The sequence below is a fragment of the Kitasatospora sp. NPDC127035 genome (genome assembly GCF_042726075.1).
In the GTDB taxonomy this organism is placed as follows: domain Bacteria; phylum Actinomycetota; class Actinomycetes; order Streptomycetales; family Streptomycetaceae; genus Kitasatospora.
Genome location: NZ_JBHXDN010000016.1, coordinates 45,199 through 72,017 on the forward strand (window position 1 = coordinate 45,199; position 26,819 = coordinate 72,017).

Annotated in this window: 21 protein-coding genes; 7 read left to right on the top strand and 14 right to left on the bottom strand. The window is 73.9% G+C overall.

Features of this window, described 5'->3' with window-relative positions; all coding sequences use genetic code 11:
• Positions 1-219: 219 nt before the first annotated feature.
• The 5 genes from cydD to ACFWIC_RS13980 all read right to left on the bottom strand — a co-directional run bounded on the left by cydD (position 220) and on the right by ACFWIC_RS13980 (position 9,229).
• Positions 220-3,729, bottom strand: a complete 3,510-nt coding sequence (gene cydD / locus ACFWIC_RS13960; RefSeq protein WP_380518414.1) for a thiol reductant ABC exporter subunit CydD — start codon at positions 3,727-3,729, stop codon at positions 220-222.
• Positions 3,730-3,733: 4 nt separating this feature from the next.
• Entirely contained in the window at positions 3,734-4,759 is a 1,026-nt protein-coding gene (gene cydB, locus ACFWIC_RS13965; protein WP_380518416.1) for a cytochrome d ubiquinol oxidase subunit II, read from the bottom strand.
• 124 nt (positions 4,760-4,883) lie between these two features.
• The gene (locus tag ACFWIC_RS13970; RefSeq protein WP_329949659.1) at positions 4,884-6,428 is read right to left on the bottom strand and encodes a cytochrome ubiquinol oxidase subunit I; all 1,545 of its coding nucleotides are present in this window, start codon (positions 6,426-6,428) and stop codon (positions 4,884-4,886) included.
• Between the two features lie 369 nt (positions 6,429-6,797).
• A complete protein-coding gene (locus tag ACFWIC_RS13975; protein ID WP_380360765.1) occupies positions 6,798-8,189 on the bottom strand; it encodes an oxygenase MpaB family protein in 1,392 nt (463 codons plus the stop codon).
• A 146-nt stretch (positions 8,190-8,335) separates the two neighbouring features.
• Positions 8,336-9,229, bottom strand: a complete 894-nt coding sequence (locus ACFWIC_RS13980) for an oxidoreductase (protein ID WP_329949657.1) — start codon at positions 9,227-9,229, stop codon at positions 8,336-8,338.
• 57 nt (positions 9,230-9,286) lie between these two features.
• On the opposite strand from ACFWIC_RS13980, the gene ACFWIC_RS13985 reads away from it, so the two are divergent.
• Positions 9,287-9,967, top strand: coding sequence for a DNA-binding response regulator (locus tag ACFWIC_RS13985; RefSeq protein WP_380518421.1), 681 nt, complete (start codon positions 9,287-9,289; stop codon positions 9,965-9,967).
• Here the strand turns inward: ACFWIC_RS13985 and ACFWIC_RS13990 are convergent.
• The 8 genes from ACFWIC_RS13990 to hisC form a co-directional block, all read right to left on the bottom strand.
• Positions 9,945-10,556 (bottom strand): Uma2 family endonuclease, encoded by a 612-nt coding sequence (locus ACFWIC_RS13990; protein ID WP_329949655.1) that lies wholly within the window; start codon positions 10,554-10,556, stop codon positions 9,945-9,947. The genes ACFWIC_RS13985 and ACFWIC_RS13990 overlap by 23 nt on opposite strands.
• 127 nt (positions 10,557-10,683) lie before the next feature.
• Positions 10,684-12,237, bottom strand: a complete 1,554-nt coding sequence (locus ACFWIC_RS13995; protein WP_329884727.1) for a HAMP domain-containing sensor histidine kinase — start codon at positions 12,235-12,237, stop codon at positions 10,684-10,686.
• A gap of 15 nt (positions 12,238-12,252) precedes the next feature.
• Complete coding sequence (locus ACFWIC_RS14000; protein WP_329884728.1) at positions 12,253-13,032, bottom strand: response regulator transcription factor; 780 nt, start codon at positions 13,030-13,032, stop codon at positions 12,253-12,255.
• Positions 13,033-13,322: 290 nt separating this feature from the next.
• Complete coding sequence (locus tag ACFWIC_RS14005; protein WP_380518425.1) at positions 13,323-13,991, bottom strand: hypothetical protein; 669 nt, start codon at positions 13,989-13,991, stop codon at positions 13,323-13,325.
• A gap of 16 nt (positions 13,992-14,007) precedes the next feature.
• Complete coding sequence (locus ACFWIC_RS14010; protein WP_355398894.1) at positions 14,008-15,219, bottom strand: ABC transporter permease; 1,212 nt, start codon at positions 15,217-15,219, stop codon at positions 14,008-14,010.
• Complete coding sequence (locus ACFWIC_RS14015) at positions 15,216-16,019, bottom strand: ABC transporter ATP-binding protein (protein WP_329949652.1); 804 nt, start codon at positions 16,017-16,019, stop codon at positions 15,216-15,218. Before ACFWIC_RS14015 ends, ACFWIC_RS14010 begins: the two co-directional genes overlap by 4 nt.
• The gene (locus ACFWIC_RS14020; RefSeq protein ID WP_380518428.1) at positions 16,019-17,512 is read right to left on the bottom strand and encodes an efflux RND transporter periplasmic adaptor subunit; all 1,494 of its coding nucleotides are present in this window, start codon (positions 17,510-17,512) and stop codon (positions 16,019-16,021) included. Before ACFWIC_RS14020 ends, ACFWIC_RS14015 begins: the two co-directional genes overlap by 1 nt.
• A 318-nt stretch (positions 17,513-17,830) precedes the next feature.
• Positions 17,831-18,901, bottom strand: a complete 1,071-nt coding sequence (gene hisC, locus ACFWIC_RS14025) for a histidinol-phosphate transaminase (protein WP_329949650.1) — start codon at positions 18,899-18,901, stop codon at positions 17,831-17,833.
• 332 nt (positions 18,902-19,233) lie between these two features.
• On the opposite strand from hisC, the gene ACFWIC_RS14030 reads away from it, so the two are divergent.
• The 4 genes from ACFWIC_RS14030 to ACFWIC_RS14045 all read left to right on the top strand — a co-directional run bounded on the left by ACFWIC_RS14030 (position 19,234) and on the right by ACFWIC_RS14045 (position 23,610).
• A complete protein-coding gene (locus ACFWIC_RS14030) occupies positions 19,234-20,391 on the top strand; it encodes a LacI family DNA-binding transcriptional regulator (protein ID WP_329884734.1) in 1,158 nt (385 codons plus the stop codon).
• Between the two features lie 148 nt (positions 20,392-20,539).
• Positions 20,540-21,802, top strand: coding sequence for a metallophosphoesterase (locus ACFWIC_RS14035; protein WP_329949649.1), 1,263 nt, complete (start codon positions 20,540-20,542; stop codon positions 21,800-21,802).
• Between the two features lie 263 nt (positions 21,803-22,065).
• Entirely contained in the window at positions 22,066-22,806 is a 741-nt protein-coding gene (locus ACFWIC_RS14040; RefSeq protein ID WP_380518432.1) for a hypothetical protein, read from the top strand.
• A gap of 222 nt (positions 22,807-23,028) precedes the next feature.
• Positions 23,029-23,610 carry a hypothetical protein gene (locus ACFWIC_RS14045; RefSeq protein WP_329949648.1) on the top strand — a complete coding sequence of 194 codons (582 nt, stop codon included), beginning with the start codon at positions 23,029-23,031 and terminating at the stop codon, positions 23,608-23,610.
• A 54-nt stretch (positions 23,611-23,664) separates the two neighbouring features.
• Here ACFWIC_RS14045 and ACFWIC_RS14050 read toward each other — a convergent pair whose 3' ends face one another.
• Positions 23,665-24,555 carry a LysR family transcriptional regulator gene (locus tag ACFWIC_RS14050; RefSeq protein ID WP_329949647.1) on the bottom strand — a complete coding sequence of 297 codons (891 nt, stop codon included), beginning with the start codon at positions 24,553-24,555 and terminating at the stop codon, positions 23,665-23,667.
• 129 nt (positions 24,556-24,684) lie between these two features.
• On the opposite strand from ACFWIC_RS14050, the gene ACFWIC_RS14055 reads away from it, so the two are divergent.
• Both ACFWIC_RS14055 and ACFWIC_RS14060 read left to right on the top strand, forming a co-directional pair.
• The gene (locus ACFWIC_RS14055) at positions 24,685-25,077 is read left to right on the top strand and encodes a VOC family protein (RefSeq protein WP_329884739.1); all 393 of its coding nucleotides are present in this window, start codon (positions 24,685-24,687) and stop codon (positions 25,075-25,077) included.
• Positions 25,078-25,417: 340 nt separating this feature from the next.
• Positions 25,418-26,815, top strand: coding sequence for a cytochrome P450 (locus ACFWIC_RS14060; RefSeq protein WP_380361067.1), 1,398 nt, complete (start codon positions 25,418-25,420; stop codon positions 26,813-26,815).
• The last annotated feature ends 4 nt before the right edge of the window (positions 26,816-26,819 follow it).

Here is a 26,819-nt window from a genome sequence, read left to right on the forward strand (position 1 = left end):
CGGGTCGGTGCCGGGTTCGGGCGCCGGCTCCGGCCCGGCGACCGCGGCAGGCACGACGGGCACGGCACGGCCGGTCGGGCCCGGTGTCACAACGGGGTCGGCGGGAACGACGGGGTCGGCGGGAACGGCGGGGTCGGGCGGCAGGGATGGCGAGGGGTCCATGGTGACGAGCGTAGTTTGTACGGTTTTCCGCCGAAGTAGCGACGCGACCGTCGCCGGTCAGGCCGCCACCGGCACCAGCAGGCCGTCCGCCTCCCGCTCGCGCTCCCGCATCGCCCGCAGCCGCCCGCCCGGCTCGGCCACCAGCTCCGACCACCGGCCCCGCTCGACCACCCGGCCGGCGTCCAGCACCAGCACCTCGTCCACCGTGGAGTCGTCCAGCCCGGCCAGCCGGTGGGTGATCAGGACGGTCGTCCGCCCGGCGGTGGCGGCCAGCAGGTCCGCGGTGAGCGCGTCGGCGGTGGGCAGGTCCAGGTGCTCGGCGGGCTCGTCGAGGACCAGCACCGGGAAGTCCGCGAGCAGCGCCCGGGCCAGCGCCAGCCGCTGCCGCTGACCGCCGGAGAGACGGGCGCCGTGCTCGCCGACCATGGTGTCCAGCCCGTCCGGCAGGGTCAGCGTCCAGTCCAGCAGCCGGGCCGCGGCGAGCGCGGCCCGCAGCTCCGCCTCGCCCGCCGAGGGCCGGGCGAGGCGCAGGTTCTCCCGGAGCGAGCTGTCGAAGACGTGCGCGTCCTGGGCGCAGAGGCCGATCACCCGGCGGACGTCGTCCCCCGCGAGCTCCCGGCTGTCCACAGCCTGTGGACAGCCGGCGGCGAGGACCACGCTGCCGGCGCTCTGGTCCAGGAAGCGGAGCAGCGCCTGGGCGAGCGTCGTCTTGCCGGAGCCGGACGCCCCGACCACGGCGATCCGCCGGCCGGGGGTGAGGTCGAGGTCGAGACCGGCCAGCGCGTCGACCCGCTGCCCCGGGTACCGGGCGGTCAGCCCGCGCACCGCGATCGGGAGCGGCCGCTCCGGCAGCGTCGCCGGGGCGGCCGGCTCGGCGACGGCGGGCGGCGCGTCCAGCACCTCGGCCAGCCGCGCCGAGGCCGCCCGGCTTCGCCGGCGGGCCTGGACGGCGAGCGGCATCCCGGTGACCGCCTCGAAGGCCGCCAGCGGGGTGAGCACGACCACCGCGAGGCAGACCGGCGCCAGTGTGCCCGCCTGGACCCCGCGCAGGCCGACGGCCGCCGCGGCGGCCACCGTGACGCCGGTGAGCAGGGAGATCAGGCCGGTGCCGAGCGCGGCCGTGGTCGCCGAGCGGGCGGCGAGACCGGTCAGCGTGGCGTCGGCGGCCCGGACGGCGGCGAGCCGACCGGGCAGGGCCCCGGCCACGGTGAGCTCGGCCGTCCCGCTGAGGGCGTCGACCACGGTGGTGGCGAGCCGGCCCCGGGCGGGCGCCTGGCGACGCTCGGCGCCGGCCGACCAGCGGGCGGCCAGTGCCGGGACGACGGCGCCGGCCAGCAGCAGGCCGAGTCCGAGGACCAGCCCGGCGGCGGGCAGGAAGGCGCCCATCGCCGCCGCCGCGGCCAGCGACACCACGGCGGCCACGGCGGCCGGGAGCCGCCAGCGCAGGTAGTGGTCCTGGACGGCGTCGACGTCGGCGACCAGCCGGGAGAGCAGGTCGCCGCGCCGGAAGGCGGGCAGCCCGGCCGGGGCGAGCACGGTGAGCCTGCGGTAGACGGCGGCGCGCAGGGTGCCGAGGGTGCGCAGCACGGCGTCGTGCGAGACCAGCCGCTCGGCGTAGCGGAAGACGCTGCGGCCGATGCCGAAGGCGCGCACGGAGGTGACGGCCATCATCAGGTAGAGGACGGGCGGCATCTCGGAGGCGTAGGAGATGAGGTAGCCGGAGGTGGCCATCAGGGCGACGGCGCACCCGAGGGCGAGCGCGCCGAGCAGGACGGAGAGCGCCAGCCGGGGTCGGACCACGTCCGGCCCCGGTGCGTCGTCCTCCGCCGGGCCGCCCGGGGTCGGCCGTCCGCTGTGCGCGAGCACGTCCGCCGGAGCGGCGACCGGGGCCCCGGGAGCGACCGCCGGACCGGCCAGGTGGGCCCGCCGGTCGGCCGCCGCGAGCAGCGCGGGCCGGTGCGCCACCAGCAGCACGGTGCGCGCCGGGTCGGCGGACAGCTCCCGTACGGCGTCGACGACCGCCGCCTCGGAGGCGCCGTCCAGGTTGGCGGTCGGCTCGTCGAGCAGGACGAGCGGCCGGTCACCGGCGAGCAGGACCCGGGCGAGCGCGAGCCGCTGCCGCTGCCCGGCGGAGAGTCCGGCGCCGTCCTCGCCGAGCACGGTGGCGAGCCCCTGCGGCAGCCGCTCCACGAAGTCGAGGGCGTGCGCGGCCCGCAGCGCCTCCCGCAGCTCCGCGTCGGGGGCGTCCGGCCGGTAGAGCGCCACGTTCTCGGCGACGGTGCCGGCGAAGAGGTGCGGGTGCTGCGGCACCCAGGCGATCTGCCGCCGCCAGCTCTCCGGGGCGAGCTCGGCGAGGTCGTACGTCCGCCCGTCGGCGGCGGTGATCCGGACGGTGCCGGCGTCCGGGGCGGTGAGGCCGAGCAGGACGCCGAGCAGGGTGGACTTGCCGGCCCCGCTCGGTCCGGTGAGGGCGACGGTCTCGCCCGGGCGCAGGGTGAGCGAGGCGTCGTCGAGGGCGGGCGCGGTGCGGCCGGGGAAGGCGACGGTGAGCCCCTCCAGCCGGACGGTCGCCCCGGCCAGGGCGGGCGCCGGGGTGACGCCGACGGCCGGCCGGTCGGTCTCCAGCACCCGGAAGATCTCGTCGGCGGCGGTCAGCCCCTCGACGCTGGAGTGGTAGAGCGCGCCGACCTGCCGGATCGGGGCGTAGACCTCGGGGGCGAGGATCAGGATCAGCAGCCCGGTCTCCAGGTCGAGCGTGCCGTCGACCAGCCGGAAGCCGATCGAGACGGCGACCAGCGCGACCGACAGGGTGGAGAGCAGCTCCAGCGCGAAGGAGGAGATGAAGGCGATCCGCAGGGTGCGCAGGGTGGCCCGGCGGTAGTCGGCGGTGATCCGGGCGATGGTGGCGGCCTGGGCGCGGGCCCGGTTGAACACCTTGAGCGTGGGCAGCCCCGCGACCACGTCCAGGAAGTGGTGCGAGAGCCGTGACAGGACGGACCACTGCCGGTCCATCCGCGACTGGGTGGCCAGACCGATCAGCACCATGAAGAGCGGGATCAGCGGCAGCGTGCCCGCGATGATCGCGGCGGAGGCGAAGTCGGCGCCGACGATCCGCAGCAGCACGATCACCGGGACGACGACGGCGAGCGCCAGTTGCGGCAGGTAGCGGGCGAAGTAGTCGTCGAGCGCGTCCACGCCCCGGGTGGCGAGGGCGGTGAGCTCGCCGGTGCGCCGGCCCGCCAGGTAGGCCGGGCCGAGCGCGGTGGCGTGGTCGAGCAGCCGGCGCCGCAGGGTGGACTTCACCCGGGCGACGGACCGGTGGGCGGTCAGTTCGGTGAGCCAGCCGACCAGCCCGCGGCCCACCGCGGTGAGCACCAGCAGCGCCAGCGGCGTGCCGAGCTCGTCCAGCCCGGCCCCCTGCTGGAAGCCGCGGACCACGATCTCGGCGATCAGGCTCGCCTGGACGACCACCAGGGCGGCGCCGGCCGCACCGAGCAGGACCGATCCGGCGAGGAAGGCCCGGGTGGTGCGGGCGTACCCGAGGAGTCGGGGGTCGACGGGCTTCACGGCGTCAGACCTGGTCGAGCGCGGCGGCCGGGTCGTGCCCGGGGATGTGCTGGACGCCGATCCGCTTGCGGAACACCCAGTACGTCCAGCCCTGGTAGAGCAGCACGAGCGGGGTGAAGACGGCGGCCACCACGGTCATCAGCTTGAGCGTGTAGGCCGAGGAGGCGGCGTTGGTCACGGTCAGGCTCCAGCTCTCGTTCAGGGTGGACGGCATGACGTCCGGGAAGAGCGAGAGGAAGAGCATCGCGACCGCGGCCACGACGGTCGCCCCGGAGAGGACGAAGGCCCAGCCCTCGCGGCCCAGCTGGTTGGCGACCAGCGCACCGACCAGGGCGAGCACGGCGACCACCAGGGCGGCGAGGCTCCAGCCGTTGCCGCTGTCGGCCTGGGTCCAGATCAGGAAGACCGCGGCGAGCGCCGCCGCCGTCAGGCCGATCCCGAGCGCCATGGCCCGCGCCCGGTCGCGGATCTCGCCGACCGTCTTCAGCGCGGCGAACACCGCGCCGTGGAAGGTGAACAGGCTGAGCGTGACCAGCCCGCCGAGCAGCGCGTACGGGTTGAGGAGGTCCCAGAAGGTGCCGACGTAGTTCTTCTGCGCGTCGATGTCGACGCCGTGGACGATGTTGGCGAAGGCGACGCCCCACAGGAAGGCGGGGATCAGCGAGGTCCAGAAGATCGCCTCCTCCCAGTTCCGCTGCCAGCGCGGCTCCGGCCGCTTGGCCCGGTACTCGAAGGCCACGCCGCGGACGATCAGGCAGACCAGGATCAGCAGCAGCGGGATGTAGAAGCCGCTGAACAGCGTCGCGTACCAGTCCGGGAAGGCCGCGAAGGTCGCGCCGCCGGCGGTCAGCAGCCAGACCTCGTTGCCGTCCCAGACCGGGCCGATGGTGTTGATCAGCACCCGCCGCTCGGCGGTGTTGCGGGCGAGCGGCTTGGTGAGGATGCCGATGCCGAAGTCGAAGCCCTCCAGGAAGAAGTAGCCGACCCAGAGGACGGCGATCAGGACGAACCAGACGTCGTGGAGTTCCATGGTCAATCGGTCCTATCGATCCTCAGTAGTCCTCAGTGGTCCTCGGTGGTCCGCGGTGGCTCGCGGTCGGCCCGCGGTCGGCCCGCGGTGCTGCCCGGGGCCGGCCGGTGCAGCTGCCGGGGCGTCAGTAGGCGAAGGCGAGCGGCTTGTCGGCGTCGTCGTCCGAGGACGGCCCCCGCAGCGACGGGTCCTCGGTGGGCGGCTGCTCGGAGGTCACCGGGCCGGCCTTCGCGTACTTGACGAGCAGCCGCACCTCGACGACGGCGAGGATCGCGTAGAGCGTGGTGAAGGTGGCCAGCGCGCCGATCTGGGTGCCGATGCCGACGTTCGGCGAGACCGCGCTGGCGGTCGTCATCAGCCCGAAGACCGCCCAGGGCTGACGGCCCATCTCGGTGAAGATCCAGCCGAAGCTGTTGGCGATCAGCGGGAATCCCATGGTGAGGATGCCGATCCGCCAGCTCCACTTGGTGAGGGACGGACCGAGCTCGCGCTTCGGGGTGAGCATCAGCCGCGGCACCTCGGTGTCCCCGGTGCGGAACTCCGGGGCCAGGAGCCACTTCCGCCGGGTGGTCCAGAGCCCGATCACCCCCGCCACGAAGGAGGTCATCCCGAAGCCGATCATGAGGCGGAAGCCCCAGTAGGTGACGAAGATGCTCGGGATGTAGTCCTTCGGGTCGCCGCCGTACTTGGCCGCCTCGGCGTTGGCGGTGTCGTTGATGCCGGGGACGGAGGAGCTGAAGTCGCTGTTGGCGAGGAAGGACAGTATCCCGGGGATCTCCAGCTCCACCGAGTTGTGGCCCTTGCCGACGTCGCCGACCGCGAAGATCGAGAACGGCGCGGGGGCCTGGGCGTCCCAGAGCGCCTCGGCGGCGGCCATCTTCATCGGCTGCTGGCGGAACATCACCTTGGCGAGCGAGTCGCCGCTGAGTGCGGTGCCCAGACCGAAGACCACCGCGAGGACGAGGCCGAGCCGCAGCGAGGTCCGCATCACCGCGACCTTCTTGACGTCCGCGGTCTCCGGCTTGCGCTTGGCCTTCCAGAGGTGGAACGAGGCGATGCCGACCATGAACGCCGCGCCGGTGAGGAAGGCAGCGGTCAGGGTGTGCAGCACGACGGTGACGGTGGTGTCCTGGAAGAGCACCCGGACGATGTCGGTGAGCTGGGCCTTCCCGGTGACCGGGTCGACCGTGTAGCCCACCGGGTGCTGCATCCAGGAGTTGGCCGCCAGGATGAAGTAGGCGGAGAGCACGGTGCCGAGCGACACCATCCACATGCAGGCGCAGTGCAGCTTCCTCGGCAGCTTGTCCCAGCCGAAGATCCAGAGCCCGATGAAGGTCGACTCGAAGAAGAAGGCGATCAGCGCCTCCATCGCGAGCGGGGCGCCGAACACGTCACCCACGAAGCGGGAGTAGTCGGACCAGTTCATGCCGAACTGGAACTCCTGGACGATGCCGGTGACCACGCCCATCGCGATGTTGATCAGGAAGAGCTTGCCCCAGAACTTGGTGGCGTGGAAGTACTTCTCCTTGTCCGTCCGCACCCAGGCGGTCTCCAGCCCCGCCACGATGGCGGCGAGGCTGATGGTGAGCGGGACGAAGAGGAAGTGGTAGACGGTGGTGATGCCGAATTGCCATCGCGCAATGGTTTCGTGAGCGATTGCCAGTTCCACGTCGCCCTCTCTCCAACCGACCTGTCGAGGTCACATTTCGGACAAACTTCATCTATAGCTGTAGACCGCTGCCCAACCGCGCATGCTTGTCCGCTTGTGAACGTGAACACGTTCACAAGCATCAGTATCCATCATCCTTACGAGTGATTGGTGGGCGGGGTGCGTGAGGCCCGCCACTGACCGGCGGCGATGCCGTGCGCACAGTCTGCGAAGCCGACCGCCCGGCCACAACGAGCGGCCGGGCGGGTGGAGGTGGCTTCCTGGACGATCCGGCACATTGACAACGTCCGGACCGTACGGAACGACGCAATCCCGGGGAGGCGCCGCTCCGCGCGGGGGCGTGCCGCCGGGCCTGCGCGGCGGGACCGGCTAGGCCCGGCCGAGCAGCTGGGTGCCGGGGGCGGAGGGGGCCCGGGCGGTGAAGTAGTCGACGAACGCACGGAGGAACTCGTCCGCCGTGATGACACCGTCGCCGTCGGTGTCCAACTGGCGGAACCCGTGCGACAGTTCGGCCGGGTGAACGCGCCGGCTGCCGAACAGCACGCGGTACTCGGCGAAGTCCAGCCGCCCGTCCTGGTCGGTGTCGGCGGCGGCCAGCACGGCCCGCAGCGCGGGGAGCAGCCCGCCCTCCAGGTAGGCCGGGTCCCGGTCGCACCCGGCCAGGGTCGCGGCGACGAACTCGGCCCGGCTGATCCGGCCGTCGCCGTCGGCGTCCATGGTCGCGCGCAGCTGCTCCCACCAGACCTCGAAGGCGGTGTACACGCGCGCCTCGCCGTCCTCGGAGAGTTCCAGCTGCCAGCAGACGTTGTGCGCCATGGCCTGCAGGTCGCGCACGGTGAGGTGGCCGTCGCCGGTCTGGTCGAGGACCTCGCGGAAGAAGCGGTCCAACCGGGGCGGCCGGGTGTCCCGGCCGGACGGCCGCCGGGGCGCGGCGGGCGGCCGTCCGGCGGCGGAGCGGTAGCGGTAGCGGTCGGGCAGCCCGGTCATCAGGACGCGCCCGCCGCGGTGCAGCAGCCGGGAGAGGAGGGCCGCGCGGCGCGTGCGGACCAGCCCGAACCGCTCCCGGTAGACCGGCGGGAGGTCGGCGACGGTCAGCTCGGTGACCAGCCGCCCGACCACCGCCCGCAGCAGCCGCCAGCCGACCGGCCCGAGGAACCGCAGCCGGCGCGGGCAGGGGGCCTCGTGCAGCATCTCGTACAGCAGGTGCCGCGCCGCGTCCGTGAACTCCAGCTCCTCGGCCGCCGTCCGGACCAGGTAGGCCGGAAGGTCGGCGGCGGTCGGCGGCAACGCGCCGTCGGGCAGCCCGAAAACGCCCACGACATCCCTGAACTCCCGGTACAGCTCTTCGAGTTCATCTCCGCTGTACGGGTCTCCGCCCAACTCCCGCATGGTGACGACGGATTCGAAGAGGGTGAGGAGCACCCAGGCCCGGGTGCCGGGGTCGTGGGCGTCGTACGGGCGACCGTCCCCGCCCGTCCCGCGGATCCGCCGGTGCGCCCGGTCGAGGCGCTGCACCTCCCGCCACAGCTGCTCCTCGTCCGCCTGGAACAGGCGGCGCCCGCTGCCGAGGGTGTGTTCGATCCGGCGCCACGGGTGGCCCCGGTAGGTGGAGTGCTCGGCCATCCCGGCCCCGACGACCGGGTGGGAGGCCTGCAGCACCAGCAGCCGCCAGGCGACGAGCCCGATCCGCCACTCGCCGAGGTCGCGCCGGAACGAGACCGCTGGACCGGCCGCCGGGCTGGTGGGGGGTTTCGACGCCATCAGGACTCTCCAAGGGGCTGCTGGGCCTTCCCGTGCCGGGGGCGGCATTCCCGGCGGTCCGTCGGGGAAACGCGCACAGGATTAGTCGGATCGTCCTACCGGCTGGCGCTCTGCCGGCCCCCGGGAGACCTCGCCCCGGGCCCCGCTCACGTCCTCGCGACGGGCTCCGCGGCGAGCGCCCCCAGCTCCGCGAGGTCCGCGGCGTCCAGGTGCAGCCCCGCGGCGGCGATGTTCTCCACCAGGTGGGCCGGCGAGGAGGTGCCCGGGATCGCGAGGATCACCGGTGAGAGGGCGAGCAGCCAGGCCACCATCACCTGGGCCCGGGTGGCGCCGTGGCGCTCCGCGACCCGGCGCAGGGCCGGGTGGTCGGGCACCCCGGTGCCACCGAGCGGGTAGAAGGGGACGAACGCGATGCCCTTCGCCTCGCAGTCGGCCAACAGCCGGTCGCCCGCCTCGGTGTGCTCCAGCACGCTGAACTTGTTCTGCACGGCGACCACCGGCGCGAGCGCCTCCGCCTCGGCGAGCTGGGCGGCGTCGACGTTGCTGACGCCGAGGTGCCGGATCAGGCCCTCCGCCCGCAGCTCGGCCAGGGCCGCGAAGGGCTCCGCGATCGAGGACTGACTGGGCATCCGGCGCAGGTAGACGAGGTCCAGCCGGTCCACGCCGAGCTCCCGCAGGTTGCGGTGGACGGCCGCGCGCAGGCCCTCCCGGTCGGCCGGGAGGAGCCAGTTCCCCTCCGGGTCGCGGCCCGGTCCGACCTTGGTGGCGATCACCAGGTCGTCCCGGTACGGGTGCAGGGCCTGCCGGATCAGACCGTTGGCGGAGACGTCCCGGTGGAAGTAGAACCAGGCGGTGTCGATGTGGTCGATGCCGAGCTCGACCGCCCGGCGCAGCACCTCGCGGCTCTGCCCGGGGTCGCAGGCGGGGCCGTCCCAGTCGTGGGAGGGCAGCTTCATCGCGCCGAATCCCATCCGGGACACCGGCAGGTCGCCGCCGAGGTGGAAGGTGCCGGCCGCGGAGACATCGGGTGTGGTCGTCATGGCACCAAGCCTCGGGCGGGCTCGCGGGGCCGCCCTCCGATCTGGCAGGTTGCTGCCATGAGCACCGATCGGATCATCACCCTGCACGGCGAGAGCGAACTCGTCCGACGGGCCGGCCACCTCTTCGTCGCCTCGCACGAGGAGTTCCTGGTCGCCGCCGCCGATCTGATGACCTGGTCGGCCGGCGTCAACGCGGCCTTCCGCGAGGGCAAGCGGCCGCACGTCGTCCCCGGCCTCACCATGCGCAAGCTCTACACCCGGCGTGCCCTCGCCGATCCCGAGTCGCACCGGCGGCTGCTGCGGATCGCCGCCTCCGGCATCGAGGTCCGGATCTCCGACGGCCCGCTCACCCGCGAGGCGATCATCATCGACCGGCGCACCGCGATCCTGGCCGGAGCCCCCGTCCGCGGCGTCCGCACGTACACCGTGGTGAACACCCCGGAGGTCGTCGACGGCGTGCGCTCCCTCTTCCGCGCCACCTGGGAGACGGCCACCGACCTCGCCGACTGCACCGCCGCCCCGCCCCCGCTGACCGAACAGGCCCGCCGCATCCTGCGCGCCCTCGCCGCCGGCCACACCGACGAGACCGGCGCCCGCCTGCTCGGCGTCTCGCTGCGCACTTACCGCCGCCGGGTCGCCGACCTGATGACGTCCCTCGGCGCCACCTCCCGCTTCCAGGCCGGCCTGCTCGCCCAGGGACTCCTCGACGAGCCGCTCACCCCCGACGCGCCCCGGTGACGTCCGGCCCGATCACGAAGCCCTTCGCCGGCCCCTCGGGGATCACCGCGCCCTCCCCGTACGGGGTCCGCACCGAGCAGGCGTAGGCGCCGCGCCCGGGATCGGGGCCGGTGAGGACGGTGACGGCGCCGCCGTCGTCGAAGTCGTCGACGATCACGTACACCGGGATGCCGGCGGTGGCGTAGGCACGAAGCTTGAGGACCCGGTCGCGCTGGCGATTCGTGTGACCGGGCGAAACGGTCTCGACCATCAGAGCGACGCCCGACGCCAGAATCCCCAGACCCTCGGGGTGCACGATCTCCTCCAGGTCGTCGGGCGCGACGTAGACATCGGGGATCGTGACCTTGAGACCGCTGATGACGTTGCCGTCGTTCCCCGGAGCCCACCCGGTACCCCGCAGATGGTCGTGCAACGCGAGCAGGATCCGCCGGTTGACCGTCATGTGCCGGGCCCCGCCCGCGGGTGACATCTGGATGGCTCCCTCAATGATCTCCGCGTGGAAGCCCTCGGGAACATCCATGGCCCTCCACACCTGCCACAACGCCTGGTCCAGGTCCACGACGGTCTCCTCGGCTACGAGCGCGAACATTGAGACACCCCTCATTCCCGTCCAGTGTCATCAGCCCGCACGATCCCGCACAAGCCGCAGCCGTACGGTCGCACGCGACCGGCGGGGTGGCGGCGTGGACGATCGAGGTTCACCCGATCGGGGGGTTTCAGCGCTGGTGGGGAAGTTCCAGGCGGAAGGTGGCGCCGGCGCCCGGGGCGGTGTGGAGGGTGAGGGTGCCGCCGTGGGCGTGGGTGAGGGCCGTCGCGATGGCGAGGCCGAGACCGGCCCCGCCGCGCTTGTCGGGGCGGCTGCGGGAGGCGTCCACCCGGTAGAAGCGGTGGAACACCAGGGCCGCCTGGTCCGCGGTGAGACCGGGCCCGGAGTCGGCGACCTCCAGCAGGCAGAGACCGCCGTCGGTGCCGACGCCGATCCGTACCGGGGTGCCGGGCGGGGTGTGCTTGACGGCGTTGCCGACCAGGTTGGTGACCACCTGGCGGAGCCGGGCCTCGTCGCCGAGCACGGGCGCGGGTCCGGGCGCGCCGGTGCCGGCGGGGCCGGTGAGCGCGACCGGGCGGGACGGGTCGAGGGCGGTGAGGTCGTGCAGGGCGTCCGCGGCGAGGGTGCGCAGGTCCATGGGGGCGAGGTCGAGCGGGCGCTCCTCGTCGAGCCGGGCCAGCACCAGCAGGTCCTCGACCAGCGTGCCCATCCGGACGGCCTCGTTCTCGATCCGCCCCATGGTGCGCTTGACGTCGGCCTCGGTGGGGAGCGCGCCCATCCGGTAGAGCTCGGCGAAGCCGCGGATCCCGGCCAGCGGGGTGCGCAGCTCGTGCGAGGCGTCGGCGACGAACCGCCGCATCCGGGCCTCGGACTCGGCCCGGGCGGCGAACGCGGCCTCGATCTGGGTGAGCATGCCGTTGAGCGCGACGGACAGCCGGCCGACCTCCGTCCGCGGGTCGAACTCGGGCATCCGGTGGGAGAGCTCCCCGGCGGCGATCCGCTCGGCGCCCTCCTCGATCCGGCTCAGCGGACGCAGCCCGGCCCGGACGGCGAAGAAGCCGAGCGCGGCGATCAGGACGAGCACCGCGCCGCCGATGCCGACGAAGGCGGTGTGCAGCCGGGCGACGGTGCCGTCGATGTCCTCGCGGGAGACGGCGACCATCAGGTAGGCGGGGGTGGGCGCGGGGGCGGCGAACATGCTGGGCTGGGCCGGCGGGCGCTGGAGCGGCAGGACCAGTGCCCGCCAGGTGCGCCGGCCGCGCTGGTCGGGCAGGTCGAAGGGGGTGTCGGGGTCGGTGGCGGCCGGTTCGAGGCCGGCCAGCTGCGGTGCCGGGTCGTTCTCGGAGACGGGCTGGCGGACGACCAGCTGCACCTTGCCGTCCGCCGAGAGGTACTGGACCAGGTACTGGCTGGGCAGCGCGGCCAGGTACTGCGGGGCGGCGCGCTTGGCGCCGGGGGAGGGCGACTGCTGCTTGTTCTCCTGCCAGTTCACCCGGGACGGGGCGCGGTGCGCGAGCGGTTCGCCGAACCGCTGCAGCTGCTCGTCGAGCCGCTGGACCAGCTGGACCCGCACCGTGCCGAGGACCACGGCGTCGCTGACCACCAGGCCGGTGGTGACCAGGACGAGCACGAGGACCAGCAGGCGGGCGCGCAGCGACAGCCGGCCGAGCGTCCGGGACGGACGGCGGAGCAGGGCGGGCAGCGAGAGCAGCAGGCGGCGCATACGGGGGCGGGGCGATCAGGCCTGCGGCGGACGGCGCAGCGCGTAGCCGATGCCGCGCACGGTGTGGATCAGCTTGGGGCCGTGGGCCGGGCCCGAGTCGAGCTTGCGGCGCAGGTAGGAGATGTACGACTCGACGATGGAGAGGTCGCCGCCGAAGTCGTAGGCCCACACGTGGTCGAGGATCTGAGCCTTGGAGACCACCCGGCCGACGTTGGCCATCAGGTAGTGCAGCAGCTTGAACTCGGTCGGGGAGAGCGCGACGGGGGCGCCGCCGCGGGTGACCTCGTGGGCGACCGGGTCGAGGGTCAGGTCGGCGACGATCAGCCGGCCGTCCTCGGCCGGTCCGCCGGAGCGGCGCAGGATCGCGCGGATCCGGGCGATCAGCTCCTCCAGGCTGAACGGCTTGGTGACGTAGTCGTCGGCGCCGACGGCCAGGCCCTGGACCTTGTCACCGACCCCGTCCTTGGCCGTGAGGAACAGCACCGGCAGGTGGTCGCCGGGATGGCCGTGGACGGGCCCGGCTATGAGGCCGCGGCTGGTCTGCTCGCGGAGCCGTTCGACGACGGTGAAGCCGTCGAGGTCGGGGAGCATCACGTCGAGGACGACCAGGTCGGGCCGCTCGGCCGCGATCAGTTCGAGCGCCTCGGCGCCGCTGGCGGCGGAGGCGACCCGGAAGCCCGAGAAGCGGAGCGAGGCGGAGAGCAGCTCGCGGATGTTCGGTTCGTCGTCGACGACCAGGAGGAAGGCCTCCCCAGGACCGCCGCCGTTCACCGCCGGGGTTCCTGCTGTGGACACAGTGCCTTGCACGGGGGTTCCGCCTCCCGGTCGGACGATGACATTCGGATCGAGGCTAGCCCGGGGAGGGTATGAGCCATCGATGAATGTTGGATTAACACCTTATCGGGCGGTTTTAGGCGGCCGGGCCCACAGGGTCGGCCTGGATGGTGTGCGCACGGGTCCGGGAGGCCCCCGGGCCGGGAGCGAACGGCCCGGGGGCGGGCGGTCCGGGAGCCGCGCGGCCCGGCCCCCCGGGGAGGTTTCGGCCGGGCCGCGCGGGGTCGTCGTCCGGGGTTGCCGGGCCGGGTTCAGCCCCCGGACGGGTTCCTGGTGCCGGCTCCGGCTCCGGCACCGGGTACGGCACCGGCACCGGCGAAGCCGCCCGCCCCGAAACCGGTGGCGCCCTGGACCAGCTGGGTCGCGGCGTAGCCGCCGTCGGCGGCCGGGGTGCCGACCACGGTGACGCTCTGCCCGGGCTGGAGGTCGGCGACCTTGCCCTCCTTGTTGAGCTGGACCTTGGTGGTGTCGCCCGTGGTCACCTTCACGGTGTTGCCGTTGGCGTCGGTCAGGTAGACGGTGGTGCCGTCCACGGCCTTGACGGTGCCCCGGGTGAAGCCGCCCTGACCGCCCTGACCGGCCCCCGTTCCCTGGCCGCCCTGGCCGCCCTGACCACCCTGACCGCCCTGGCCGTTCCTGCGGTTGCCGTTGGCCCCGAAGCCGCTCGCCGCCGCCCGGGGCTGCTGCCCGCCGGAGGCGGCCGTCCGCCCGGAGCCCTCGGAGCCGTGGTCCCGCTGGTACCAGGCGCCACCGGCGAACGCGGCCGTGGCGATCACCGCCCCGGCGAGGACGAGCGTCACCCAGGGCAGCCGGCGGCGTGGCGGTGCGGCCAGCTCCGCGGAGACGTCCCGGGCGTCCGGCGGGGTGGCGAGCAGGGTGACCTGCTCGGCGGGGGTGCGCGGCTCGATCTCGTGGCTCATGGTCAGCGGTCCTTGGTCACTCGTGGCGGAGGGCGTCGATGGGGCGCAGCGAGGCGGCCCGGTTGGCGGGGTAGCTGCCGAAGAACAGGCCGATGGCGACGGCGATGCCGAACGCTCCGAGCACCGACTCGGGGATCACCACCGGCTCGATGCCGACGATCCTGACGTGCGAGCCGGCGATCCCGACCAGCACCCCGAGCCCGGCGCCGATCACCGACAGCAGGGTCGCCTCGGTGAGGAACTGCCCGAGGATCACCCCGCGCGGGGCGCCGAGCGCCTTGCGGATGCCGATCTCCCTGGTCCGCTCGGTGACGGTGACCAGCATGATGTTGGTGATGCCGATGCCGCCGACCAGCAGCGAGATCGCCGCGACCGCGCCGAGCAGGACCGTGAAGGTCCTGGTGGTGGACTCGCGGGCGGTGAGCAGCGAGGCCTGGCTGCTGATCCGGAAGTCCGCCCTGCTCGGGTCGGCGATCGCGTGGGTGCCGAGCAGGACGCGGGTGATCTCGGCCTGCGCCGCGGTGGTGGACTCCGCCGAACTCGCCTGCACCAGGATCTGGTTGACGGCGCCGAAGCCGGTGAACGCGTTCTGCACCGTCGGCAGCGGGGCGATCAGCACGTCGTCCGGGTCGGTGAAGCCGGAGCCGCCCTTGGCCCGGAGCACGCCGACCACCGTGAGCGGCGTTCCCCCGACGGTGACCGTCTTCCCGACCGGGTCGGCGGCGGCGAAGAGCTGCCGGGCGGTGGTCGACCCGAGCACCGCGACCTTGCGGGAGTTGAGGACGTCGTCCGGGGTGAAGTACTCGCCGTGCGCGATCCTCTGGTTGGCGGTCTCGAAGTACGCGGGGTAGGTGCCGACGATCGACCCGGGGCTGTACGAGATGTCGCCGTACAGGGCGGTGCCGGAGGCCGTCACCACGGGGGCGACGGACTTGACCGCCTGCGCGTCCGCGTCGGTCGCCAGTGCCCTGGCGTCGGCGACCGTGAGCTTCTTGGCCCCGGCGGCGGCCCGCTGCCCGCCGGAGGACGCCCCGGACGTGACGGTCAGCGCGTTGGTGCCGAGCGAGGTGATCGACTCCTTGACCGCGACCGAGGACCCGTTGCCCACGGCGAGCAGCAGGATCACCGCGGCGACGCCGATCAGCACGCCCAGCACGGTGAGGGCGGAGCGCACCTTGTTGGCGGCGAGACCGCCGACGGCGAAGCGGAGCATCTGCCAGACGATCACGCGGACACCTCCGCCCGGCGCAGGGCGGGCGGCGGCCCGTCCGCCGGGGCCTGCCGGACGTCGGCGACGACCGCGCCGTCCACCAGCCGGATCACCCGCTTGGCGTGCCGCGCGACCTCGTCCTCGTGGGTGATCAGGACGATCGTGCGGCCGGTGGCGTTGAGGCCGTCGATGATCGCGAGCACCTCGCCGGTCGAGCGGCTGTCCAGGTTGCCGGTGGGCTCGTCGGCGAGCAGCATCGCGGGTGCGGTGACCAGCGCCCGGGCCACGGCCACGCGCTGCTGCTGACCGCCGGAGAGCTCGTTGGGCCGGTGCCCGGCGCGCTCGGCCAGGCCGACCAGTGAGAGCGCCGCGAGAGCCCGGCGGCGCCGCTCGGCGGCCCGGACGCCCGCGTAGGCGAGCGGGAGCTCGACCTGGGCCAGGGCGGTGGTGCGGGGGACGAGGTTGAAGGACTGGAAGATGAAGCCGATCTTGCGGTTGCGGACCAGCGAGAGCTGCCGCTCGTCCAGGTGACCGACGTCGGTGCCGTCCAGCAGGTAGTGGCCGGAGGTGGGCACGTCGAGGCAGCCGAGGATGTTCATCAGCGTGGACTTGCCGGATCCCGAGCTGCCCATCACCGCGACGAAGTCACCCTGCTCGATGTCGAGGTCGACGCCCTGGGGCGCGCCGGTGGCCGGGTCGTCCGGGCCCCGCAGGGCGTGCACGGTCGCGTCGCCGTGGCCGTAGGACTTGGTGAGCCGGCGGATCCGGATGACCGGCGGAGCCGTGCCCGTCCGGGCCGGGAGGGTCCCGCGCGCCATCAGCGGCCACCGCCCCGGCCGGTGCCCGCGCCGCCCGCAGCGCCGCCGACTCCGGCCACACCCGCACCGGCGCCCCCCGCACCCGCACCCGCACCGGCTCCGGCTCCGTTCCGGCCGCCCTGACCCCCGCCGGCGCCCGGGAAGGAGCCGTTGGGGAACCCGTTCGACCCGCTGGTCGAGGCCAGCTCGACCTGGTCGCCCTCGCTCAGCCCGGAGACCACCTGCACGGTGGTGTCACCCTCGACGCCCACGCCCACGGTGATCCGCTCGGTGGCGCCGTCGGGGTGGACCAGGGTGGCCGTCCGGTCGGCGCCGGTGCCGGACAGGGCCGCCGTGGGCAGCGAGAGCGCGTCGGCCGCCTCGCCGGTGACCACCGAGACGGTCGCGCTGAGACCGGTGCGCAGCTTGCTGGTGTCCCCGGTGATCCCGAGCGTCGCCGCGTACTGGACGGCGGCCGAGCCCCCGCCGCTGCCGCTCACCGGCAGCGGGCTGACCGCCAGCACGGTGGCGCCGAGCTTGGTGTCGGACTGCGCGTTCAGCGTGACGGTGGCCGCCTCGCCCTTCTTCAGCTTCAGCGAGTCCAACTCGGAGAAGTTGGCGGTGACCTGCATCCCGGTCGGGTTGGTCAGCACGATGAAGCCGCTGGGCGCGCTGGTGCCGGAGGAGGCGGACTTGGCGGCGGTGGAGCCGCTGCCGGTCGCACCGACGGTGTCGCCGGCCTTCGCCGAGACGGAGGCGACCGTGCCGTCCACCGAGGCGGTGAGCGTCGTCCCGGCCAGGGCCGCCTGGGCGTTGGCCAGGTTGGTCCGGGCGGTGGCGAGCTGCTGCTCGGCCTGGGCGACGGCCGCCGCGTCGACCTTGGTGGTGCTGATCGTCGTGGTCTGCGGCTCCGGCACGGCGGCCTGCGGCGCCTGGACGGCGGCCTGCGCGGACGGACTGGCCTGCGCGGACGGGTCGGCCTGCGGGGCGGACGCGCTGCTCCCGCCCGCCCCTCGGCCGCCCGCTCCGCCGCCCGCCGAACCGCCGCCCGCCGAACCCGCGGACGAACCGGACCCCGCGGCGGCGGCCTTCACCGGCAACTGCTGGACGGTCGTCGTGGTGACGCCCGCCCGGGCCTTGGTCAGGTTGGCGTCGGCCGTGGTCAGCGCCGACTGCGCGGCGTCCACCTGCTGCTGGGCCGCGGTGGTGTCGACCGTCGCCAACACCTGGCCCTTGGTCACCGTGTCGCCGACCGCGACGCTGACGGCGGTGAGCCGGCCACCGGTGGCGAAGTCCTGGGCCGCGTCGGTCGGCGACGCCAGGGTGCCGGTTCCGGACACCGTGGCCAGGACGGTGCCCCTGGTCACGGTCGCCGTGCGGACCGGGGCCTTGGCGGTCTGCCGGGCGGCGCCGTCGTCCAACGTGGTGTACGCCAGGGCGGCCGCACCGAGCAGGGCCACGCCGAGCGCGGAGTTGACGAGGACGGCACCTCGCCGTCGCGGGAACACCTTCATGGCGGACAGCTTCCCGGGGCGCTCTTGGGTCGTCCTGTACGCCGGCTGGGAGAACGCTGACCGGCCGAACCGGGGCAATCCCGCACGGCCCACCCGGCCCGGGCACCCGGCTTGGCCGCCGTCGCACCGGTCGTTGACCGATCTCCCAGCAGCCTCCCAGCCATCCACAGCCTCTCCCGATCCTCCCGGGGGTCCTCCCGGGGTCCTCCCGGCCGACGCGGCGCGCCGGGAGGGCGGAGCGGGGCCGGAACGGGAGGAGCCGGGTCCGGCAGCTGCTGCCGGACCCGGCTCCCGGGGCCACCGCCGCGGACCGGACGGTCAGAGCTCCTTGCGGAACGCCTCCGCCACCGCGAGGAAGATCGAGTTGCCCTCGACCTCGCCGATCGAGATCCGCACGCCCTCCGGGAACGGCCGGACGATCACGCCGGCCTCGGCGCACGCGGCCGCGAAGTCCTGCGAGCGCTCGCCGAGCGCCAGCCAGACGAAGTTGGCCTGCGAGTCCGGGATCTCCCAGCCCTGGGCGCGCAGCCCGGCGACCACCCGGTTCCGCTCCTCGACCAGCGCCTCCACCCGGACCATCAGGGCGTCCTCGGCGCGCAGCGAGGCGACGGCCGCGTCCTGGGAGAGCTGGGTGACGCCGAACGGCACCGCGGTCTTGCGCAGCGCGTTGGCGACCGGCTCGTGCGCGATGGCGAAGCCGACCCGCAGGCCGGCCAGGCCGTACGCCTTGGAGAAGGTGCGCAGCACGCAGACGTTGGGGCGGTCCCGGTAGAGGTCGATGCCGTTGGGCACCTCGGGGTCGCGGATGAACTCGATGTACGCCTCGTCGATGACGATCAGTATCTCGGCCGGGACCGCGTCCAGGAAGCGCTCCAGCTCGGCGCGGTGGATCACGTTGCCGGTCGGGTTGTTCGGGTTGCAGACGAAGATCAGCCGGGTCCGCTCGGTGACGGCGGCGAGCATCGCGTCGAGGTCGTGGTCACCGCCCTCGGTCAGCGGCACCGGCACCGGGGTCGCGCCGGCGACCTGGGTGATGATCGGGTAGGCCTCGAAGGAGCGCCAGGCGAACATCACCTCGTCGCCGGGGCCGGCGGTCGAGAGGATCAGCGACTGGGCGACGCCGACCGAGCCGGTGCCGGTGGCGATGTGCTCGGCCGGGACGCCGAAGTGCTTCGCCAGCTCGGCGGTCAGCTCGGTGACGGCCATGTCCGGGTACCGGTTGAGCTTGCCGGCGGCGGTGACCGCGGCCTCCAGCACGCCGGGCAGCGGCTCGTACGGGTTCTCGTTGGAGGACAGCTTGTAGGCGTCGGCGCCGGCGGGCTTGCCGGGCTTGTAGGTGGGGATGCCGTCCAGGGTCGGCCTGAGGCGGGGGCCCTGTGCTGCGGTCACGGTCGTTCTCCTTCGTTGTATCCGCTGCGTTCGCCCGCCACGGTCGGGATCGCCGCCGTGCCCGGGAAGTCGGAACGCACCCGGTCCACCCCGGTCGGGTGCCTTGAACGATACCGACAGCGCTCACCCGTAGGAGTGAGATGCCCGGTCGGGTTACCGGCGCAGATCAGCCATTCTGTCGGGTTCCTATGGCACATGTCAGAGGTAAGACGGCTGGTTTCGTGCGGGTATCGAAGGGGCGCGCACCGGCTCACTCGTGGAGAAACGTATCTCCGAGGGCTCCCGATGCGCCGGTCACAGACCCTTGTCAGGAGCCATACGATCGGTCCGCCATGACAGCAGCAGCCAACCAGAGCGGTCGGCGGCCCACCACCTCACGGCGTCTTGAGCGGGCCGGCATCCGGGATGTGGCAGCAGCCGCCGGAGTGTCGATCACCACCGTCTCCGACGCGCTGAACGGGAAGGGCCGCCTGCCCGACGAGACCAGAAGCCGGGTGCGCGAAGTCGCCGAGCGCCTCGGCTACCGCCCCTCGGCGGCCGCCCGAACCCTGCGCACCGGACGGTCCGGCCTGATCGGGCTGACCGTCACCACCTACGGCGAAGAGCCGTTCACCTTCACCGAATTCGCCTACTTCGCCGAGATGGCCCGGGCCGCCACCAGCGCGGCCCTCGGCCGTGGCTACGCGCTGGTGGTGCTGCCCGCGTCCTCCCGGCACGACGTCTGGGGCAACATCGCGCTCGACGGCACCGTGGTGATCGACCCGCCGGACCAGGACCCGCTGGTCAGCGAGCTGTACCGGTCCGGCGTCCCGGTGGTCAGCGACGGCAAGCCCGGCAACTGCCCGGTCACCGCCTGGGTCGACAACGACCACGAGGCCGCCGTGCTCGGCATCCTCGACCACCTCTCCGAGGCCGGCGCCCGCCGGATCGGCCTGCTCACCGGGACCAGCACCGACACCTACACCCGGCTCTCCACCGAGGCCTACCTCGGCTGGTGCGCCAAGGTCGGCCAGGAGCCGGTCTACGAGACCTACCCCGCGCACGACCCGGCCGCCGGCGCCGTCGCCGCCGACCGGCTGCTCGCCCGCCCCGACCGCCCCGACGCCGTCTACGGCCTCTTCGACCCCAACGGCACCGACCTGCTCGCCGCAGCCCGCCGGTACGGCCTGCGGGTGCCGGACGACCTGCTCCTGGTCTGCTGCAGCGAGAGCGACGTCTACGCCACCACCGAGCCGCCGATCACCACGCTCTCGCTCAAGCCGCGCCGGATCGGCACCACCGTGGTGAACCTGCTCATCGACGCCATCGAAGGAGTGGACTCCGGCACCGGCGTCGACATCGCCCGGCTCTTCCCGCCCCGTTTCCGCACCGCCGGCACCGGCCCGCCGCCCGGCACCCTGATGCCCACCGAGCTCATCGTCCGCGCCTCCTCGCAACGACGGAGCCCGCGCACCACGGTCAGCCCGCCCCGCTTGCCGGGCGAGGTGTGACCCCGGGACGGCGCCCCCTCGGGGTCGCGGTCTAGACCATGCCCAGTCGGGACAAAACGGACCTGACGGACCGCCCGGCTGACGCTCCGGAGGATTGGATACCCACCAGGTGACGACGCCGGGAGAGTGGTCTTCCTATGATGGGCGAATGACACCCGAGGACCGCTTCCCCGGGCCTGAACACCCGGACTCAGGCCCCCGCCACCAGCCGGACCTCGACGTGCTGCCATACGGCACCTATTACGAACCAGAGCCCGCCAGCGGCTACTCCGAGGCCCCGTACGAGGCCGAGACGTACAGCGGCTACGGCGGCGCCCGCTACCTCGAACAACACTGGCCGGTCCCCGGGACCGAACACGGCCCCGGGGCCGGGGACAGCCACGGGGCCGGGGACGGCCACGGCGGCCACGGCGGGCACCAGGGCTACGAGCCGCCGGCCCTGTCCGACCACCCCGCGACCGCCCACGGCGGCAACGGCGGCCACCAGGGCCACCCCGAGCAGCGGGAACGGCAGAGCGACGACCCGCCGACCATCGAACTCGGCCCCCCGCTCGCCGAACCCGGCCTGCCCTACCACCCCTACCCGGCCCCCGGCCCCGGCGAGCCGCCCGGCCCGCTCTACGTCGTCGGTGACGTCCACGGCTACCTCGACGAACTCCTCGCCGCCCTGCGCCACCAGGGACTGGTCGACGCCGACGGCCACTGGTCCGCCGGACGCTCCCGGATCTGGTTCCTCGGCGACTTCACCGACCGCGGCCCGGACGGCATCGGCGTCATCGACCTCGTCATGCAGCTCGCCGCCGAGGCCGCCGCCGCCGGCGGCTACTGCCGCGCGCTGATGGGCAATCACGAGCTGCTCTTCCTCGGCGCGGCCAGGTACGGCGACGAGCCCGTCCAGTCCACCGCCGGCACCGCCTCCTTCCTCGCCGCCTGGCGGCTCAACGGCGGCCAGCAGCACGACCTGGAACGGCTGGAGACGCACCACATCAGCTGGCTCTCCCGGCTGCCCGCGATCGCGCTGGAGGACGACCACCTGCTGCTGCACTCCGACACCACCGCGTACCTGGAGTACGGCGAGTCCATCGCCGAGGTCAACGACGCCGTCCACGACCTGCTCGCCGACGAGGGCGTCGACGAGTGGTGGGACTGCTTCCGGCGGTTCACCAAGCGGTTCGCCTTCCGCGGCGACGCCGGCCCGACGGCCGTCCGCGAACTGCTGGCCTCCTACGGCGGCGCGCGCGTCGTGCACGGGCACAGCCCGATCCCGTACCTCACCGGCGCGGTCCACTCGGACGACGGCATGCCGCCGCACATCCCCGGCCCGTACGTCTACGCGGACGACCTCGCCGTCGCCATGGACGGCGGCGTCACCATGGACGGCCGCCTGCTCGTCGCACGGCTGCCCATCTGACGTCCGGCCGGGCACCCGGCAGCAGGGACCGGACCGTTCACGGTCCGGTCCCTGCCGTTTGACGCGGCGTCAACCGAACAGGCGTTCCCGGCGCCCGGGCGGTCGCGCCCGCGCGGCCGGGGCGCGAAATTCCGGAAAGCCACTGTCGATCCGGCCCCACCCGCCCCTACCATCAGGGACACACCACGCCCGGCCGCCCGTGTGGCGGCCCGTCTCCCGTGCCCCGCCCCCACGCCCACGAGGCGGAGCGAACGGGGTTCTGCATGAACGGGGTCCCCATGAACGACGCCCCGCACCTGCTCGCCGAGGACCGCCCGGACTTCGAGCGCCTCCTGGACGAAGCACTGCGCGACGACACCGTCCTCACCGTCCTCCGCGCGCCCGGCGCGCCCACCACCGACCGACTGCGCGACCGCGCACTGCACGACGCCGACACCGCCGCCGCGCCCGCGGCCACCGAGTACGAGCACTACCTGCGGCTGCGCGAGAACCTGCGCAGCACACCGCGCCCCGACGGGCCGGTCGGCCCGTCCGGCGAAGCCACCGCGCCCGGCCTGCTCGCCCAGCTGAGCTCGTCCGACGGCGGTGCCGGACTCCTCCCGGTGCTCACCGTGCTCACCCCGATCCTCGCCTGGGCCGCCGCGCTGGTGCTGCTCCTGCTCGGCTACGGCCTCCGGGCCGCCGACCCGGACCTCGCCCTGGGCCGCTCCCTGCTCACCGCGGGGTGGCTGGCGCTCGCCACCGGGGTGGCCGCGATGGCCGTGGGCATCGTCGGACTGATCCTCACCGCCCTGCGGGACGGCTCCGCCGCACCCGTCCCGGCCGGCGCCGACCCTGACCTCGCCGCCGAACTCGCCGACGCCCGGCGCGACTGGCAGCGCGCGCTGCGCGAACGGGCCCTGCCCTCGTACCTGGCCGCCGCCGCCCGGGCCGGCGGGCCGGACGGCGCCCCCGGAGGCAACGGGCTCACCTCGCGCGCCCTCACCGGCCCCGACGAGGTCTGAGGTCCGCCGGCTCCCGGGGCGGCGTCCGTCCGGGGTCCGGCCCGGCCGGCCCGGTGCGGTGCGGCCCGGTGCGGTGCGGCCCGACCGGAGGAGGGCCCGCGACGGACCTCCCCCGGCGGGGGGAGACGGTCCGCCCGCCGCGACGACGCCTCCGGCCACCCCTCGCTGGAATCGTCGGAACCGGCCGGGCCGACCAGCGCCCGCCGAACCGGAGGGGTACCGATGAGCGCGCACGCCATGCTGGAGAAGCTGCACGGCCGGACGGCGCCCGGAGTACCGCGCTGGGCCGTGCGGACCGCGTACGTCACCAGCCTGACCGCGCTGCCCGCGGGTCTCTGGCGGATCGCCGCCTTCACCTTCGGCGCACCGCTGCTGGAGCCGTCCGCCGGGGCGGACCCGGACTCCGGGACCCTGTGGTGGTACGTGATCGTGCTCAGCGCGGTCAGCGAGGCGCTGGCGTTCCTCGCCCTCGGGCTGGTCAGCGAGTGGGGCGAGCGGTGGCCGCGCCGGATGCCGTTCCTCGGCGGGCGCCCCGTCCCGACCCTCGCCGCGGTGATCCCGGCCGCTCTCGGCGCCGCCGCGCTGATGGCCCTCCCGTACTCCCTGGTGATGGGCGCCTTCGGGCGGGGACTCACCGGCGAGCCCACCGGCCTCGTCACCCACGGCTACCAGACCGTCCTCTTCTGGGCCTCCTACCTCCCGCTCGGCCTCTGGGGACCGCTGCTCGCCGTACTGACCGTGCACTACTACCGGCGCCGCGCCGCCGGCCCCGCCCGGCGGCCGTCCACCGCCCTCGCCGCCTGAACCGCCTGCACCGCCCGGTCCGCCGGGACCGCCCGGGCCGCCGGAGCCACCCGGTCAGTCACCCGCTGCCGCGGCGTCCGCCGCCGCCCGGACGAACTCCCGCACCCGCGCCGTGGTGTTGCCCTCCGACCAGACCGGCCCGCGTTCGATCGGCGGCGCGTCGTGGATCGGCACGTAGGCGAGATCCGGGCGCGGGTAGTACCGTCGGGAGTGCTCGCCGACCGGCAGCACGCCCCGGCCGAGGGCGACCAGGGTGAGCATCTCGGAGAAGGTCCCGCCGGCCGGCCCCTTCGGCACCGGCCGCCCCGACGGCGTACGGTCCGGCGTGCGGTCCCGCTTGAACGCCACCGAGGTCACCGCCGGGTACTGCACCACCGGGTGGTCCGCGAGGACCTCCAGCGACACCGACTCCCGCTCCGCCAGCGGGTGGCCGGCCGCCACGGCCAGCACCCGGCGCTCGGTCATCAGCACCGGCCCGCAGGCCATCCCGTCGAACGGGTAGGACGCGATCAGGACGTCCACGGAGCCGTCCAGCAGGCTGGACCGGGTGTTCGCCAGCTGGGCCTCGCGGACGTCCACCCGGCAGTCCGGGTGCCGCTCGGCGAACAGCGCCACCGCCTTCAGCAGCACCGGCGCCGTCCCCTCCCCGAGGAAGGCGACCCGCAGCTCGCCGGTGACGCCCCGGTTCGCGTCCACCGCCCGCCGGACCGCCTCGTCCATCCCCGCCACCAGCGGCGCCAGGTCGTCCGCGAGCCGCCGCCCCACCGGCGTGATCCGCACCGTCCGGCTGGTCCGCTCGAACAGCGGCCCGCCGAGCCGCCGTTCGAGCTGCCGCACCACCTGGCTGACCCGCCCCGTGGTGAGCAGCAGCCGCTCCGCCGTCCGCCCGAAGTGCAGTTCCTCGGCGAGCGCCAGGAAGATCTCGACCTCCAACCGTTCCAGCACCGGCCCCGTCCCTCCCCGGCGTTTAGCCCGGCTCAACGATCCTTGGCCGATCCCGCCTTGATGGCGACGGCCGCCCGGCGGATCGTAGAGGACACGAACCGCCACCGCCTCTCCCCGACTGGAGCCACCGTGACCGCCCTCCGCGTCAAGGCCTTCGACCACCTCGTGCTCAACGTCCGCGACATCGAGCGCTCGCTGGAGTTCTACGGCGGGCTGCTCGGCCTGGCGCCCGTCCGCGTCGACGAGTGGCGGGCCGGCGAGGCCCCCTTCCCGTCGATCCGGATCACCCCCGAGACCATCATCGACCTGATCAGCCGCCCCCGGGGCGAGTCCAACGTCGACCACATCTGCCTGACCGTCGAACCGCTGGACTGGCAGGAGGTCATCGACGCCGGCACCTTCACCGTCCTCGAAGGCCCCGTCCCCCGCTACGGCGCACGCGGCACCGCCACGTCCGTGTACGTGCAGGACCCGGACGGCAACACCGTCGAACTCCGCTGGTACCCCGAGGACGCCGCCTGACCCCGACCTGACCCCGCCCACCGGCAGGGGCGCCCGGAACGGGCCGAGGGCGCGGCGGCGCGGGGGTCCGGCGCGCTCGACCCAGCCCCGGGGGAGCCGCACACCGGCGCCGCCCGTCCGCGGCGGGGGTCGCGCTCCGCCGCGCGGCCTCCGTCAGCCGGTGCGGCGGGGTCCGCACCGGCAGTCGACACGGAGCCCACCGACCCGGTGCGATCTCCGCATTGACAGCTCCTCTTCGATGGCTGACCGTAAAAGTCGACAACTGACTTCCCGTCAGCCCATCGGCGACGCAAGGGCCCGACCAACCCAGAACACCAGCCGCTGCGCGAGGAGTTCGACGATGACGGTACCGCCCGCCCTCCCCACCTTCACGCCCGGCAGCCGACGCGCCCCGGGGGCTCTGCCGCTCCTCGGACACGCGTGGCAACTCCAGCGCCGCCCGCTCGCGTTCCTGCGATCGCTCCCACGACACGGCGACCTCGTCGAGATCGGACTCGGGCCGCGCAGAGCCTATGCGGTGTGCCACCCGGACCTGGTGCGGCAGGTGCTCACCGACGCGAGGACCTTCGACAAGGGCGGGCCGATCTACGACAAGCTCCGGCAGCTGCTGGGGAACGGCCTGGGCACCAGCGCCCGCGAACCACACCGCAGGCAGCGCCGCATGATCCAGCCGGTCTTCCACGCGGAACGGATCCGGGAGTACGTCCCGGCCATCCGCGACGAGGTCGTCGCCGCCACCGCCGGATGGTCGGACGGCCAGGTCATCGACGTCGCCGAGCACACCTACAAGATCATCACGAGAGTCCTCACGCGCACGATGTTCGCCGCCGAAGCCCGCGCCGAGGCCGCGACCGTGATCGCCGAGGCGCTGCCGGTGTTCCACGAGGGCGTCGGCCGGCGCATGAACTCGCCCTTCGCCTTCCTGGAGAAGGTGCCGACCTCCGGCAACCGTCGCTACGAAGCGGCGAAGGCCCGACTGCACTCGTTGGTGGACCGACTGATCGCCGACCACCGCCGGGACGGCGCCGATCACGACAACCTGCTGTCCGTGCTCATGGCCGCCGGAGACGGCCGGGCGGACGGCGGGGCCTCGGCGATGACCGACGAGGAGATCCACGAGCATGTGATCACCTTCCTGGTGGCCGGGATCCCCACCTCTGCGGCGGTGCTGGCCTGGTCGCTGCACTTCCTGGGCCAGGACCCCGGGTTGGAGGCCCGCCTGCACAGCGAGGTCGACCTGGTCCTGGACGACGGGCCGCCCACCTGGGCGCACCTGGGCCGGCTCGACCTCACCACCCGCACGCTCACCGAGGTCATGCGGTACTACCCGCCCGGCTGGCTGCTGACCCGGGTCGCGATGCACGACACCGTCCTGGCCGGACGGCGCATCCCCGAGGGCACCGTGATCCTCTTCAGCCCGTACCTCCTCCACCACCGCCCGGACCTGCACCCCGCCCCCGGCCTCTTCGACCCGGACCGCTGGCTCCCGGAGCGCCGGCACGCGATGGCCCGGGACACGTTCATCCCGTACGGCATCGGCAGCCGCAAGTGCATCGGCGAGGTCTACGGCATCGTCGAACTCACCCTCGCGCTCTCCGTGATAGCGCGCCGCTGGCGGCTGACACCGGTGCCGGGCACAGGCGCACACCTCACCGACCCGAAGCCTTCCGCCGTCATCCACCCGGCGCCCCTGACGATGCGCCTCGGCGAACGCGGGGCCACCCGCCCCCGGGCCTGAGCGG

What these genes read in the sequence shown, in the direction of transcription:
- ACFWIC_RS14045 (WP_329949648.1), top strand. Translation starts at nt 23,029, where the DNA reads ATGAGCGCGCACGCCATGCTGGAGAAGCTGCACGGCCGGACGGCGCCC.
- ACFWIC_RS14020 (WP_380518428.1), bottom strand. Translation starts at nt 17,512, where the DNA reads ATGAAGGTGTTCCCGCGACGGCGAGGTGCCGTCCTCGTCAACTCCGCG.
- ACFWIC_RS13985 (WP_380518421.1), top strand. Translation starts at nt 9,287, where the DNA reads ATGAGCACCGATCGGATCATCACCCTGCACGGCGAGAGCGAACTCGTC.
- ACFWIC_RS13990 (WP_329949655.1), bottom strand. Translation starts at nt 10,556, where the DNA reads ATGTTCGCGCTCGTAGCCGAGGAGACCGTCGTGGACCTGGACCAGGCG.
- ACFWIC_RS13980 (WP_329949657.1), bottom strand. Translation starts at nt 9,229, where the DNA reads ATGACGACCACACCCGATGTCTCCGCGGCCGGCACCTTCCACCTCGGC.
- ACFWIC_RS14040 (WP_380518432.1), top strand. Translation starts at nt 22,066, where the DNA reads ATGAACGGGGTCCCCATGAACGACGCCCCGCACCTGCTCGCCGAGGAC.
- ACFWIC_RS14030 (WP_329884734.1), top strand. Translation starts at nt 19,234, where the DNA reads ATGACAGCAGCAGCCAACCAGAGCGGTCGGCGGCCCACCACCTCACGG.
- ACFWIC_RS14005 (WP_380518425.1), bottom strand. Translation starts at nt 13,991, where the DNA reads ATGAGCCACGAGATCGAGCCGCGCACCCCCGCCGAGCAGGTCACCCTG.
- ACFWIC_RS13995 (WP_329884727.1), bottom strand. Translation starts at nt 12,237, where the DNA reads ATGCGCCGCCTGCTGCTCTCGCTGCCCGCCCTGCTCCGCCGTCCGTCC.
- ACFWIC_RS14060 (WP_380361067.1), top strand. Translation starts at nt 25,418, where the DNA reads ATGACGGTACCGCCCGCCCTCCCCACCTTCACGCCCGGCAGCCGACGC.
- ACFWIC_RS14035 (WP_329949649.1), top strand. Translation starts at nt 20,540, where the DNA reads ATGACACCCGAGGACCGCTTCCCCGGGCCTGAACACCCGGACTCAGGC.
- cydB (WP_380518416.1), bottom strand. Translation starts at nt 4,759, where the DNA reads ATGGAACTCCACGACGTCTGGTTCGTCCTGATCGCCGTCCTCTGGGTC.
- ACFWIC_RS13975 (WP_380360765.1), bottom strand. Translation starts at nt 8,189, where the DNA reads ATGGCGTCGAAACCCCCCACCAGCCCGGCGGCCGGTCCAGCGGTCTCG.
- ACFWIC_RS14015 (WP_329949652.1), bottom strand. Translation starts at nt 16,019, where the DNA reads ATGGCGCGCGGGACCCTCCCGGCCCGGACGGGCACGGCTCCGCCGGTC.